This is a genomic window from Pseudomonas arcuscaelestis, from assembly GCF_016881005.1.
Taxonomy (GTDB): domain Bacteria; phylum Pseudomonadota; class Gammaproteobacteria; order Pseudomonadales; family Pseudomonadaceae; genus Aquipseudomonas; species Aquipseudomonas arcuscaelestis.
This window is the reverse complement of the sequence record NZ_JACOPV010000013.1, coordinates 202727-216279: the sequence shown is the minus strand read 5'-3', so window position 1 is coordinate 216279 and position 13553 is coordinate 202727. Positions and strand designations below refer to the sequence as shown.

The window sequence follows — 13553 nt, the reverse complement described above, 5'->3', positions numbered from 1 at the left end:
CCGACTGCTGGTACATGGCCTTGTAGGTCGCCTCATCAGTCAGGGTATTGGCCGCAACCTCGGGACGAACGGGATACAGGGGAGCCGCACTCATCTTTATCTACCTCGGTGTAATAGTTGTTTTTGTATGACCTCGTTGTAACTGTACCAGACCTGACTGGCCATTCGACGTTGGTAGTACCGCCAAGACCTTTTGCGCCCACGCAATCAGCCGCAGGCTCAAGACCGGGCCTCGGCGCATATAAAAATAATTCCAAAGGCAGCCAACGGCGTGATTGTTACAGTTTTCGCCAACAGTGTTTATCAAAACGCCATCTGTTTAACGGCCATGGCCCCACCTAAAATTCACCTCGCCAGCAACGGCATCGAGATTAACTTCTTGTTACAGCCCCCACGAAGGCCGTTAATCCCGAGATAACCCAGATAGTTGAACTTTAGTTGTACACGCGACGCCACAAGCGTCGCGCACCCTCTTACGACCTTAGACAGGTAAAATGAAAATGAAAGCTTTACTGGCATTGGTACTCGGCAGTGTTTGCACCGCGGCAATCGCCGACGAAGTTGCAAACGGTGGCGCCGAGCAGATTCCGGTTGAACAGTACAGTTACTCGCAGCACCTGGACATCGCTAAAGTTATCTCCATGAGCGAAGTGCCTAACGTCTGCGAAGTGGTTCCAGCGCGTATGACCTATGAGGACTCGCAGGGCCAACGACATATTCTTGAGTACCGTGTAATGGGCAACGGCTGCTCGAATGGATAATCAGTAGTTACTGCTCGCCGCGCCTTGATCGCTTCGGACCGAGGCGCGCGGCTCAAGTTAACCTGCTCTTAATAATTACCACGCACTCCCCTTCCCAAACATCCTCGCAATTAATCGCGCTTACTCTACCGACTTGCCAACACCATGTTCGCGCAACTTGTTGGCTATCGTTGTATGAGAAACGCCGAGCCGCTTACCCAAAGCCCGACTGCTGGTGAACTCGCCCATTAACTGTTCGAGCACTGCCTTTTCAAAGCGTCCGACAATATCCCCCAAACTTCCTTCCAGGGAAAACTCGCCCAGCGGCTGGCGCGTGCCATAGTCTGGCAAGCGGATATGCTCGCTCTTGACCAATCCGCCATCACACAAGGACACCGCCTGAAACAGTACGTTTTCCAACTGGCGCACGTTCCCCGGCCAGTGATACTGACTCAGACGTTCCATGGCTGCCGGCGCCAGGCGCGGCAACGAACACCCAATTTGCCGACTCGCCTGGTCGAGGAAATGCTCGACCAGAGGTGGCAAGCCATCAAGGCACTCACGCAGCGGTGGAATATGCAGGGAGAGCACGTTCAATCGATGGTAAAGGTCCTGGCGGAACTCACCCCGGGCACACAGTTCCGACAGATCGACCTGGGTTGCGCAGATCACCCGCACATCCAGGTAAACCTCTTCGTCGCTACCCACCCGGCGAAAGCAGCCATCCTGCAAGAAGCGCAGCAACTTGACCTGCAACCGCGGGCTCATTTCACCTACGCCATCGAGAAACAGGGTTCCGCCTGCGGTCAGTTCCAACAGGCCTAACTTGCCTTCGGCACGCGCCCCTTCGAATGCGCCTGGGCCGTAACCGAACAATTCGGTTTCGGCCATGGACTCCGGCAGGCCAGCACAATTGAGCGCCATCAATGGCGCCTGGCCACGTGGGCTGGCCAGGTGGCAGGCCCGCGCCAGCAGCTCCTTGCCAGTGCCGGTTTCACCCTCGATCAGTAAGGGCGCATCCAGCGGTGCCATGCGCCGCGCCTCACGCACAACCGCAGCCATCACCCGTGAGCTTTGGAAGATGCTGTCGAAGCCGCGCAGCTCCTGCTTGCGAACATTATAGATACGCTCACCGATGCGATCTGCCCGGTGCAAGGTCAACACTGCTCCCGCCAGCGCCTCACTGTCATCGTGCTCGGACTGCAGAGGTGCGATGTCTGCGAGGAACACGTCACCCTTGACCTTCACACGCAAGCCGTTGATACGCGACTTGTTGGCACGCACCAGCTCCGGGAGGTCAAAATCCTCGGCATAACGCGACAACGGAATGCCGGGGACCTCATCCACCCTCACCCCGAGCAACTGCGCCGCTGCACGGTTGGCGGCGACGATGGAGCCACCCATATCGATCGACAACACCGGAAAATCCAACGCACCGAGCAACGCATTGAGTTCCATATGCCGCCGCTCGCTCGGCATCAGGCCCACGCGCTTGACCCCGAACACACCGGTAATCGACTCGAATTTGGGGCGCAGGGCCTGGAACTGCAGGTTTATCAGGTTCGGGCAATGCAGATAGATGGCATTGCCATGCTCGCCCCCTACCTCGCCGCGTGCGACGTTGATTCCGTACTCCACCAGCAGGTTGAGAATGTCGCGCAGAATGCCGATGCGGTTCTGGCAATGCACTTTGATACGCATGAAATGTCCTAGAGATAGGTCTGGGGCGAGCCTGGCGCAGCTACCCGGCCCACCTATTTACGCATTCAGAAGAATTTCCGTAAAGATTACGTGACAAGAATGGGCTTATAGAGGGATATCACCCCCCTATTTTTCAGCCACTTGTCATTTTTGTAAAGTTATCGTTACAAAAACGTTCAACTCTGCGATCTGAACAACCGCTCTGGCCGGTGCAAAGCACTACGTCACGGGTTATCTCTTATGCAACGGCTTGATCACATAACAAAAAAGGCCCTCAGCAGGAGAGCAGTATGAAACAGACGCAATACGTGGCTCGAGAGCCCGATGCGCAAGGGTTTATCGACTATCCGCAGCATGAACATGCGGTGTGGAACACCTTGATTACCCGCCAACTGAAAGTGATCGAAGGCCGGGCGTGCCAGGAATACCTGGACGGCATCGAACAGTTGGGCCTGCCGCACGACCGCATCCCGCAGCTGGGCGAGATCAACAAAGTGCTGGCTGCCACCACTGGCTGGCAAGTTGCCCGTGTACCTGCACTCATTCCTTTCCAGACCTTTTTTGAACTGCTGGCCAGCAAACGCTTTCCAGTGGCGACGTTCATTCGCACCGAAGAAGAACTCGACTACCTGCAAGAGCCGGATATTTTCCACGAAATTTTTGGTCACTGCCCGCTCCTGACCAATCCCTGGTTCGCCGAGTTCACCCACACCTACGGCAAGCTCGGCCTGAGCGCGACCAAGGAAGAGCGCGTGTACCTGGCGCGACTTTACTGGATGACCATCGAATTCGGTCTGGTCGACACCCCGCAGGGCCGCAAGATTTATGGCGGCGGCATCCTGTCCTCGCCAAAAGAGACTGTCTACAGCCTGTCCGATGAGCCCGAGCACCAGCCTTTCAATCCGCTGGAAGCCATGCGTACGCCTTATCGTATCGACATCCTGCAGCCGCTGTATTTTGCCCTGCCAAACCTCAAGCGCCTGTTCGACCTGGCCCACGAAGACATCATGGGCATGGTCCATACCGCGATGAAGATGGGCCTGCACGCACCGAAATTTCCACCTAAGGTTGCTGCCTGAGCAACCTTGCAAACCAATAACAAACCACTTGCGGAAAACCTTATGAACGCCTTGAACAAAGCCCACTGCGAAGCCTGCCGTGCCGATGCGCCCCAGGTCAGCGACGAAGAACTGCCGGTACTGATCAAGCAGATCCCGGATTGGAACATCGAAGTCCGTGACGGCATCATGCAGCTGGAAAAAATCTTCCTGTTCAAGAATTTCAAACACGCACTGGCCTTTACCAACGCAGTCGGCGAAATCTCCGAAGCTGAAGGCCATCACCCAGGTCTGCTGACCGAATGGGGCAAAGTCACTGTTACCTGGTGGAGCCACTCAATCAAAGGCCTGCACCGCAACGACTTCATCATGGCCGCGCGCACCGACGAGGTCGCCCAGAACGCAGAAGGTCGCAAATAATGCACTTCAGCGCGATTGAGCGCGTACCTGGCGATCCGATCCTGGGGCTGATGGAGGCATACGCCAACGACAGCAACCAGCATAAGTTCGACCTGGGGGTGGGTGTATTCAAGGACGCCCAAGGGCTCACGCCTATTCCTTCGGCCGTCAAACTCGCCGAACAGCGCTTGCTCGACACGCAACAGAGCAAAAGCTACGTCGGCGGTCACGGCGATGCCGACTTCGGCCGCCTGATCGCTGAGTTGGTACTGGGTAGCGATTCGGCGGTGCTGGCCAGCAAGCGCGCTGGTGCCACTCAAACTCCCGGCGGTACAGGCGCATTGCGCCTTGCGGCTGAATTTATCGCGCATTGCCTACCGGGTCGCGGCATTTGGCTAAGCGATCCGACCTGGCCCATCCACGAGACCATTTTCGCCGGCGCCGGCCTCAAGGTCAGTCATTATCCTTATGTGGGTACGGACAACCGCCTCAACGTAAGCGCGATGCTTGCCACACTTGAATCCGTACCCAAGGGCGATGTGGTGTTGCTGCATGCGTGCTGCCACAACCCGACCGGCTTCGACCTTGCCCAGGACGACTGGCGTGCGGTACTGGAAGTGGTGCGCCGCCGCGAACTGCTGCCACTGATCGACTTCGCCTATCAAGGTTTCGGTGACGGACTGGAAGAAGATGCCTGGGCAGTACGGCTGTTTGCCAGCGAGCTGCCTGAACTGCTGATCACCAGTTCCTGCTCGAAAAACTTCGGACTTTACCGCGATCGTACCGGCGCCCTCCTGGTGTGCAGCCATGAAGCCGAAAAGCTGCAGGATGTTCGCAGTCAATTGGCGCTGCTGGCGCGCAACCTTTGGTCGACGCCACCGGATCACGGCGCTGCGGTAGTGGCGCAGATACTGGGAGATCCTGCACTCAAGCAGCTGTGGGTTGAAGAAGTCGAGGCCATGCGCCAGCGCATCGCTCAATTGCGCGCGGGACTGGTCGAAGCGTTAGCCCCTCACGGCCTGAGCGACCGTTTTGCGCACATCGCTGCGCAACGCGGAATGTTCTCCTACACCGGGCTGTCTCCAGAGCAGGTCAAGCAACTGCGTGAGCGACACAGCGTGTACATGGTCGGCACCGGCCGGGCCAACATCGCTGGCGCCGATGCAACACGTCTCGGGGCACTGGCTGCGGCCATCGCTGACGTTTGCCGGTGAATTGATCGCGGGGCAAGTCCGCTCCCACAGGCGATCAGTCTGGAGGGGCGGGCTGGCCCCGCGATTACCATCAGGCAGGAAAATTCATACTGTCACGCAGACTCCTGTATCCTGCACGAGCTATCAATAAGCCATGCGCGCCTTGCGCAGCCTTTCCACACACTTGCGAGGAACGACGAGATGCATGAGATCCCGAACTTTCCCTTCCCAAGCCTGAACCCAGAAGAGCAGACACCTGCCACTCACAGCGCCGAACCAGCCCAGGCTGATCACGACGGCGACGAAAACCCCAGCGCCGACCAGGAATAACAGCGCAACAATCAGACTGTGTGAAAACGGCTGTTCCAGGAGCTCTTCCTCAATACGTTTTCACACTGTCAAGAAACGCCCCGCCCCTTCAATAATCGACCTTTCCACGCCCAGCCTTGATTGCGCCGCGCTTATTCTTGGTGTCCAGACGCCGAGTTTTCGAGCCCAGGGTCGGCCGCGTCGGACGGCGCGCCTTTTCTACCTTCACTGCTGCCAGAATCAACTCGCGCAAGCGCTCCAGGGCATCCGTGCGGTTTTGCTCCTGCGTGCGATATTGCTGGGCCTTGATGATGATGACCCCATCACGGGTAATGCGGCTATCGCGTAACGCCAGCAAGCGTTCCTTGTAGAACGGGGGCAGAGAGGAAGCCTGGCTATCGAAGCGCAGGTGCATGGCACTGGAAACCTTGTTGACGTTCTGCCCGCCAGCGCCCTGGGCACGAATGGCGGTCAGTTCGATTTCCTGGTCGGGAATCTGCACGTTATTGGAAATGATCAACATATGTCACAAGCCTGAATAGGCCTTGAGGATACCGCAAAAACAAAAAGCCCGGCGCAAGGGCCGGGCTCTTTCAACACACACTGCACCTTACTTGGTAACAGCACCTGCGTCCGCTACCGCACGGGTACGGCGGTTACTCTTGAGGCCGTAGCAGGCAAACATCACCACCAGCCACACAGGAATCGCATACACCGACATCTGGATGCCCGGGATTTGCAGCATGATGCCCAGAATCAGCACCACGAAGGCCAGACAGATGTAGTTGCCATAGGGATACCACAGCGCCTTGAATAGCGGCTTCTGGCCAGTCTTGTTCATGTGCTGGCGGAACTTCAGGTGCGAGTAGCTGATCATCGCCCAGTTGATCACCAGGGCAGCCACCACCAGCGACATCAACAACTCCAGCGCATGCTGCGGAATGAAGTAGTTGAGCAGTACCGCCACCAGCGTGACTGCCGCCGACGCCAGGATCGAACGCACCGGTACACCGCGCTTGTCGATCTTCGCCAGGCCCGCCGGCGCATCACCCTGCTCGGCCATGCCGTAGAGCATGCGGGCGTTGCAGTAAGTGCCGCTGTTGTACACCGACAGCGCTGCAGTCAGTACCACGAAGTTGAGGATATGCGCAGCAACATCGCTACCCAGCAGCGAGAACACCTGAACGAATGGGCTGGCGCCATAGGTGCCACCAGAAGCGTCAAGACTGGAGACCAGGCTGTCCCACGGCGTCAGCGACAGCAGCACAATCAGGGCACCGATGTAAAAAATCAGAATGCGGTAGATCACCTGGTTGATCGCTTTCGGGATCACGGTTTTCGGCTTATCGGCTTCAGCTGCGGTGAAACCAAGCATTTCCAGGCCGCCAAAGGAGAACATGATGATCGCCAACGCCATGACCAGACCGCTCACCCCATTGGGGAAGAAGCCGCCATGCTCCCACAAGTTGCTGACCGACGCCTGTGGACCACCGCTGCCACTGACCAGCATGTAGCTACCCAGGGCGATCATACCGACAATGGCAATGACCTTGATGATCGCGAACCAGAACTCCGCCTCGCCAAACACCTTGACGTTGGCCAGGTTGATTGCGTTGATCAGAATGAAGAACGCCGCTGCCGATGCCCAGGTCGGGATCTCCGGCCACCAGTAATGAACGTACTTGCCAACGGCCGTGAGCTCAGACATCCCCACCAGGATGTACAACACCCAGCAGTTCCAGCCCGAGAGGAAGCCTGCGAAACCACCCCAGTACTTGTGCGCAAAGTGACTGAACGACCCGGCCACCGGCTCTTCAACGATCATTTCACCGAGCTGGCGCATGATCATGAACGCGATGAAGCCACAGATCGCATAGCCCAGAATCATCGACGGGCCCGCCGATTTCATCACCCCGGCCGATCCCAGGAACAGCCCTGTACCGATTGCACCACCCAAGGCGATCAATTGGATATGGCGATTTTTCAGGCCGCGTTTCAGCTCGCCTGAATGCGAATTTGGTCCACTCATGAACGAAGTCACCTGCTTGTTTTTATCTGTGACGAAATCGGACCCACCGCGCTCGTGGCGCAGCGGAATTAACAAGGTGGTTACCTTGAGGATCTTGGACAACTGCCGCCTACCCAGGGCAAAAGCCGGGAGTGAATCAGCCGGGTGTCAGCAAGAGTGCGCGGTACGCATTGGGGTCACAGGTAAAACGCGGCGCATTGTATACCCCTGTAGACGCGCAGGGGTCAACACGTTGCGTAATTGTCTGATGACAAAACGCACCGTTCCTGAGGAAGGCGTGAAGCCTGGGGGAGTAATCGGCGTACATGGCGCCTCCATTTGTTCTTATTAAGTGCCCGGCTCTGCGGCCCGGCTTTGCACACGGCAATGCCCATATCTCAGCGCCCCCACGGCCTGCAGGCAAGTCCTTGACGTAGACGTAAAACGCGCTGGCACGGGTGTTTCGGCAATTTTTTTTTACAGCTTCGCCAATTCGTACAAACCTCAATAACGACCAGCTCACTTTGTAACGCTTTATTTACAATCTGGTTCAAAAACTTTCCAACACTTGCACAGATGACGGTAACCCGAGGATATTTCAGACAAAAAAAAGCCAACCCGAAGGTTGGCTTTTTCTGACACTCGACCTTTACGGGCGAGGCTTGTTGCGGGTGCTGCCCGGACGCTTGGGTGCCGGCTTGCCGCGCTTGTTCATGTCACTCGGGCGCTCAGCCACGGTGCTACGACCACGACCGGTGTCCTTGCGTGGCGCTTCACCACGGGGCTGACGAGCAGGACGCTCGGCCTCACCAACACGCGGCTGACGCGCAGGACGTTCGGCTTCACCACCACGCGGTTGACGCGCAGGACGTTCGGCTTCACCACCACGAGGCTGGCGTGCTGGACGCTCTGCCGATGCACCATCCTGTGCAGGACGCAGTGTACGAACACGCTCACCACGCCCCATCGGACGGGTCGACTTGCGCTGCAGCCGCTCAAGCTTGTCTTTGCTCTTGTGGTTCAAGGTTGGCATTGCCACGGGGGTCAGCCCCACTTCGGCGGCCAAAATGTCCACTTCTTGCTGACTCATTTCACGCCAGCGGCCCATCGGCAGGTCGGAATTGAGGAATACCGGTCCAAATCGTACGCGCTTCAGGCGACTTACCACCAAGCCCTGGGACTCCCACAGGCGACGAACTTCGCGGTTGCGACCTTCCATCACCACGCAGTGGTACCAGTGGTTGAAACCTTCACCGCCTGGGGCTTCCTTGATGTCGGTAAAACGAGCCGGGCCGTCTTCAAGCACGACACCCGCCTTGAGGCGAGCGATCATGTCTTCGTCGACTTCACCACGCACCCGTACCGCATATTCACGGTCCATCTCATAGGATGGGTGCATCAAGCGATTGGCCAACTCACCGTCGGTGGTGAACATCAACAGACCGGTGGTATTGATGTCCAGGCGGCCGATATTGATCCAACGGCCTTCCTTCGGACGTGGCAAACGGTCGAACACGGTCGGACGGCCTTCGGGGTCGTCACGGGTGCAGATCTCGCCATCGGGCTTGTTGTACATGATCACCCGGCGCACAGTCTCGGCAGACTCTTCACGCTTGATCACGCGGCCGTCGACGGAAATCGCGTCATGCAGATCGACACGTTGGCCCAAGGTGGCATTAACGCCGTTGACCTTGATTCGGCCTTGACCGATCCAGGCCTCTACATCGCGACGCGAGCCCACGCCGATACGCGCGAGAACTTTTTGCAGTTTCTCGCCTGACGGCGGCAATGGCTGGGTTTCCTGCAGGTCTTTATCACTCATCTGGGCACCTCCCGGTGTAAGATTTGAAACTGTTTAGGCGAACAAGCGCCAAAAAGGTCGCGAATCATACGCTGATCGCGCGGCGAACGCACCTGAGACTAGCCGAAATTCTCACGCACACCGCTTAATTCTGCTCAAAGGCGAGATTACTGCCTCGGTGTTTCAGCTTCCGGATCCCGCGCTGGGGTCTCTTCAGCCGCCGACTCTTCGTCAAGCAGGTCGTCAAAGTCGGTCTTGAGCCCCTCCTCCATGGAGTCAAGCTCAACCAGCAGCGTGCGGAAGCTGGTTTCTTCCTTGGGCGCGGGCGGCTCGGCGCTCTCATCGGCAAGGGCCTGCAAATGGGCCGGCACTGGCGCATCATCCAGTTCTAAAACAGGCTCTGGCTCCATCTCGCGCAAATCGGCCAAAGCCGGCAAGTCATCGAGATTTTTTAGGTTGAAGTGATCGAGAAAGGCCTTGGTGGTGGCGAACATCGCCGGCTTGCCCGGCACTTCACGGTAACCAACGATACGAATCCACTCGCGTTCGAGCAGGGTCTTGACGATATTGGTGTTGACCGCCACGCCACGCACGTCTTCGATTTCGCCACGGGTAATGGGCTGGCGATAAGCAATCAGCGCCATGGTTTCCAGTAACGCACGGGAATAACGCTGCGGGCGCTCCTCCCACAGCCGACCCACCCAGGGGGCATAATCTTCGCGAATCTGCAGGCGGTAGCCTGAAGCCACCTCCTTGAGTTCAAAGGCCCGGCCGTTGCAGGACTTGCGCAGCACTTCCAGGGCTTTCTTGAATACAGAAGGCTCAGGGCGTTCAGCCTCTTCAAATAGCTCGAACAAGCGCTCCAGCGATTGTGGTTTTCCAGAGGCCAGTAAAAAGGCCTCAAGCAGAGGCGCCAGGTCGCGCGGATCGTTCAGATTCATGGCGTTGTTCGTTGTCACTCGGCCCGGGCGCGGACGTGGATCGGCGCAAAAGGCTCATTTTGCACCAGTTCGATCAAGGATTCCTTCACCAACTCAAGAATTGCCATAAAAGTTACGACCACACCCAACTTGCCTTCCTCGGCAGTGAACAGCTCGACAAACGGAACAAAGCCTCCACCTTTGAGGCGCTCCAGCACATCGCTCATGCGCTCACGGGTGGACAATGCTTCACGACTCACCTGGTGGCTCTCGAACAAATCTCCCCTGCGCAGCACTTCAGCCATCGACAGCAGCAGTTCTTCCAGGCTGACCTCGGGCAGAAGCTTGCGAACCTTGGCCTGTGGTGCATCCAGGCGCGGCACAATGATCTCGCGCCCGACTCGACTCAAACCATCAATACCCTCGGCTGCGGCCTTGAAGCGCTCGTACTCCTGCAAGCGGCGAATCAACTCGGCACGCGGGTCACCCTCTTCTTCCTCGATGTCGACAGATCTCGGCAACAGCATGCGCGACTTGATCTCGGCCAGCATCGCCGCCATCACCAGGTATTCCGCGGCCAGCTCCAGGCGCACGGTTTTCATCAACTCGACATACCCCATGTACTGGCGAGTGATTTCTGCCACCGGAATATCGAGGATATCGACGTTCTGTTTGCGAATCAGGTAGAGCAACAGGTCCAAGGGGCCCTCGAACGCTTCGAGAAACACTTCCAGCGCGTCCGGCGGAATGTATAGATCCACCGGCATTTCGGTCATGGCTTCGCCATACACCAATACCAGTGGCAGTTCCTGTTGGGCGCCCGCTTGTGGATCGATACTTGGCTCAGGGATGGAGGACTGGCTCACGCTTCGACCATAAAGGGGGTCGGATCGCCGCAACCAACTCGAATGACTTCAGGCTCATCACCGGCCAGGTTGATCACCGTGGACGCTTTGAGGTCACCAAAGCCACCATCGATGATCAGGTCGACGTGATGTTCCAGGGCCTGGCGGATCTCATAAGGATCGGTCATCGGCTCATCTTCGCCGGGCATGATCAGGCTCACGCTCATCAACGGCTCCCCCAGCTCTGCCAGCAACGCCAGGGCAATCGGGTTGGATGGCACCCGCATACCGATGGTCCGGCGCTTTTCATGGAGCAGCAGGCGTGGCACTTCGCGCGTGGCGTTGAGAATGAAGGTATAGGGCCCCGGCACATGGGCCTTGATCAGACGGAAAATCGACGTGTCGATCTTGGCAAACACACCCATTTGCGAAAGGTCGCAGCAAATCAGTGTGAAATTGTGGTTCTTGTCCAGCTGTCGCAGGCGTCGAACGCGTTCTACCGCATTCTTGTCGCCGATCTGACAGCCCATGGCATAGGAGGAGTCGGTCGGATAGATGACCACCCCACCCTTGCGAATGATTTCGACGGCCTGTTTGATAAGGCGCGGTTGCGGGTTTTCCGCATGAATCTGGAAAAACTGACTCACATTCTCTTCCTGTTCAGACGGCCGCGATAGGCTGCTCATGTTTGAAACGACGCCACAAAGGTGGCAGGTCCTCTGGCAATGGCCGATAGACACCGATCTCGCCCCAGGTGCCAGGGCCATGGAAGTCACTGCCAGCACTTGCCAGCAGACCGAACTCACGCGCCAGGATGGACATTGTGCCCACCTGTTCGGCCGGCATCATCCCATTGACCACTTCCAGTGCCTGCCCGCCTGCTTGAATATAGTCGGCAATTAGCCGGCGGCGCTTACTACGTGTCAATTCGTAGTGCATTGGATGCGCCAGACTCACCCAGGCATCGGACCTGCGCAGGGTCTCGACAGTCTCGTCCAGGGTCGGCCAGTGCAGTTTGACGTCACCCAGCTTGCCCGCCCCCAACCACTTGCGGAACGCTTCGCCGCGGTCTTTGACGTAGCCTGCGCGCACCAGAAAGTCGGCGAAGTGCGGGCGTGCGGGTGCATTTCCACTGTCTCCCAACTCCTGTTGAATAGCCCGTGCGCCCTCTAGCGCCCCAGGCATACCCTTAGCCGATAGCCGCCGGTCGATTTCTTCGGAGCGCAGCCAGCGCCCACGATGGAGCGACTCGACGGCTTCAAGCAACGGCGCGGCGTCCAAGGCAAAGTTGTAACCCAGCACATGGATGGTTGCGCCGCCCCAGGTGCACGACAACTCGATGCCGCTGATCCACTGCATGTCTAGGGCCTGCATGGCGGCACGCGCCTCCAACTGGCCCTCGAGGGTGTCATGGTCGGTCAGCGAGAGCATCCGCACGCCTTGCTCATGGGCCCGGGCAACCAGTGCCGTCGGCGACAAGGCGCCGTCAGAGGCCGTACTGTGGCAGTGCAGATCAACATTCATAGGTGGCGCTTTCGCTGTCATTGATGTTTGTTATTATGCCGTCACATCCTGCTTCTGGCTGCCACTGTGAAACAATTCATCGATTTCATCCCGTTGCTCCTGTTCTTCATCGTCTTCAAACTCGATCCTCGTACCGTCGAATTTGCCGGTCACAGTTTCGAAATCGGAGGTATCTTCAGTGCCACGGCCATGCTGATCATCAGCTCGGTTGTGGTCTACGGCGCGCTTTTCATTCGCCAGCGCAAGCTGGAAAAAGGCCAATGGCTGACCTTGCTCGCCTGCCTGGTATTCGGCGGCCTGACCTTGGCGTTCCATAGCGAAACCTTCCTCAAGTGGAAGGCGCCGGTAGTCAACTGGCTGTTCGCCCTGGCGTTTACCGGTAGCCACTTCATTGGTGACCGGGTGCTGATCAAGCGCATCATGGGCCACGCCATCAGCCTGCCGGAAAACGTCTGGTCGCGCCTGAACGTCGCCTGGATCGCGTTTTTCCTGTTCTGCGGTGCAGCCAACCTGTTCGTTGCCTTCACCTTCCAGGACATCTGGGTCGACTTCAAAGTCTTCGGCAGCCTGGGCATGACTGTACTGTTCCTGGTCGGCCAAGGCCTGTATCTGTCCCGTCATATACATGACAGCGACACCACCACTCCGCCAACTACTCCTAAGGACTGACATGCTCTACGCCATCATTGCCAGCGACGTTGCCGACTCCCTGGAAAAGCGCCTGGCTGCCCGCCCTGCGCATATCGACCGCCTGCAGCAACTCAAGGAACAAGGCCGTGTGGTACTGGCCGGCCCGCACCCTGCCATCGACAGTAACGACCCGGGTGCAGCGGGCTTTACGGGCAGCCTGATCGTTGCCGAGTTCGACTCCCTGAGCGCCGCCCAGGCCTGGGCCGATGCCGACCCGTATATCGCCGCAGGCGTGTATGCCAACGTCATCGTCAAACCGTTCAAACAAGTTTTGCCGTAAGCCGCTTCAAGCGGTGCGCCACTGCGCGCACCGCCTTCCCGCCTTTTACTGATGCAGCTGCTCATTATTCTTATCTACCAGCCGA

General features: G+C 57.8%; 15 protein-coding genes and 1 pseudogene. 7 read left to right on the top strand and 9 right to left on the bottom strand.

Annotated elements, in window-relative coordinates; translation table 11 throughout:
• Window positions 1–94, bottom strand: a 94-nt coding sequence (locus tag H8F21_RS30105) for a hypothetical protein (protein ID WP_408004469.1), incomplete at its 3' end; no start/stop codon positions are given.
• A 406-nt stretch (window positions 95–500) separates the two neighbouring features.
• Here H8F21_RS30105 and H8F21_RS20795 point away from each other — a divergent pair.
• Window positions 501–761, top strand: a complete 261-nt coding sequence (locus tag H8F21_RS20795) for a DUF2790 domain-containing protein (protein ID WP_203475779.1) — start codon at window positions 501–503, stop codon at window positions 759–761.
• Between the two features lie 120 nt (window positions 762–881).
• On the opposite strand, the gene H8F21_RS20790 is transcribed toward H8F21_RS20795, so the two are convergent.
• Window positions 882–2441, bottom strand: coding sequence for a sigma-54-dependent transcriptional regulator (locus tag H8F21_RS20790; RefSeq protein WP_203475780.1), 1560 nt, complete (start codon window positions 2439–2441; stop codon window positions 882–884).
• A 290-nt stretch (window positions 2442–2731) separates the two neighbouring features.
• Here H8F21_RS20790 and phhA point away from each other — a divergent pair, with 290 nt between their 5' ends.
• From phhA to H8F21_RS29800, 4 genes are all read left to right on the top strand, one after another.
• Window positions 2732–3520, top strand: coding sequence for a phenylalanine 4-monooxygenase (gene phhA / locus H8F21_RS20785; RefSeq protein WP_203475781.1), 789 nt, complete (start codon window positions 2732–2734; stop codon window positions 3518–3520).
• Window positions 3521–3562: 42 nt separating this feature from the next.
• The gene (locus tag H8F21_RS20780; RefSeq protein ID WP_203475782.1) at window positions 3563–3919 is read left to right on the top strand and encodes a 4a-hydroxytetrahydrobiopterin dehydratase; all 357 of its coding nucleotides are present in this window, start codon (window positions 3563–3565) and stop codon (window positions 3917–3919) included.
• The gene (locus tag H8F21_RS20775) at window positions 3919–5112 is read left to right on the top strand and encodes an amino acid aminotransferase (protein ID WP_211201851.1); all 1194 of its coding nucleotides are present in this window, start codon (window positions 3919–3921) and stop codon (window positions 5110–5112) included. Before H8F21_RS20780 ends, H8F21_RS20775 begins: the two co-directional genes overlap by 1 nt.
• A gap of 180 nt (window positions 5113–5292) precedes the next feature.
• Window positions 5293–5421, top strand: coding sequence for a hypothetical protein (locus tag H8F21_RS29800; RefSeq protein ID WP_256658259.1), 129 nt, complete (start codon window positions 5293–5295; stop codon window positions 5419–5421).
• Between the two features lie 88 nt (window positions 5422–5509).
• Here the strand turns inward: H8F21_RS29800 and arfB are convergent, their stop codons facing one another.
• The 7 genes and pseudogenes from arfB to H8F21_RS20740 all read right to left on the bottom strand — a co-directional run bounded on the left by arfB (window position 5510) and on the right by H8F21_RS20740 (window position 12498).
• Complete coding sequence (gene arfB, locus H8F21_RS20770; RefSeq protein WP_203475783.1) at window positions 5510–5923, bottom strand: alternative ribosome rescue aminoacyl-tRNA hydrolase ArfB; 414 nt, start codon at window positions 5921–5923, stop codon at window positions 5510–5512.
• An 87-nt stretch (window positions 5924–6010) separates the two neighbouring features.
• A complete protein-coding gene (locus tag H8F21_RS20765) occupies window positions 6011–7429 on the bottom strand; it encodes an amino acid permease (RefSeq protein ID WP_203475784.1) in 1419 nt (472 codons plus the stop codon).
• A 628-nt stretch (window positions 7430–8057) separates the two neighbouring features.
• Window positions 8058–9230: a 23S rRNA pseudouridine(2605) synthase RluB gene (rluB, locus tag H8F21_RS20760; RefSeq protein ID WP_203475785.1), complete on the bottom strand. Its 1173-nt coding sequence runs from the start codon at window positions 9228–9230 to the stop codon at window positions 8058–8060.
• 161 nt (window positions 9231–9391) lie between these two features.
• Window positions 9392–10150 (bottom strand): annotated as a pseudogene (gene scpB / locus H8F21_RS20755) (SMC-Scp complex subunit ScpB); the annotation flags it as partial.
• Window positions 10151–10164: 14 nt separating this feature from the next.
• Window positions 10165–10863: a segregation and condensation protein A gene (locus H8F21_RS20750; protein ID WP_203476426.1), complete on the bottom strand. Its 699-nt coding sequence runs from the start codon at window positions 10861–10863 to the stop codon at window positions 10165–10167.
• A gap of 128 nt (window positions 10864–10991) precedes the next feature.
• Entirely contained in the window at window positions 10992–11621 is a 630-nt protein-coding gene (locus tag H8F21_RS20745; protein WP_136477591.1) for an L-threonylcarbamoyladenylate synthase, read from the bottom strand.
• 13 nt (window positions 11622–11634) lie between these two features.
• Complete coding sequence (locus H8F21_RS20740) at window positions 11635–12498, bottom strand: PHP domain-containing protein (protein ID WP_203475787.1); 864 nt, start codon at window positions 12496–12498, stop codon at window positions 11635–11637.
• 66 nt (window positions 12499–12564) lie between these two features.
• On the opposite strand from H8F21_RS20740, the gene H8F21_RS20735 reads away from it, so the two are divergent.
• Window positions 12565–13167 carry a septation protein A gene (locus H8F21_RS20735; protein ID WP_203475788.1) on the top strand — a complete coding sequence of 201 codons (603 nt, stop codon included), beginning with the start codon at window positions 12565–12567 and terminating at the stop codon, window positions 13165–13167.
• 1 nt (window position 13168) lies between these two features.
• Window positions 13169–13468 (top strand): YciI family protein, encoded by a 300-nt coding sequence (locus tag H8F21_RS20730; RefSeq protein ID WP_203475789.1) that lies wholly within the window; start codon window positions 13169–13171, stop codon window positions 13466–13468.
• Window positions 13469–13553 lie beyond the last annotated feature (85 nt).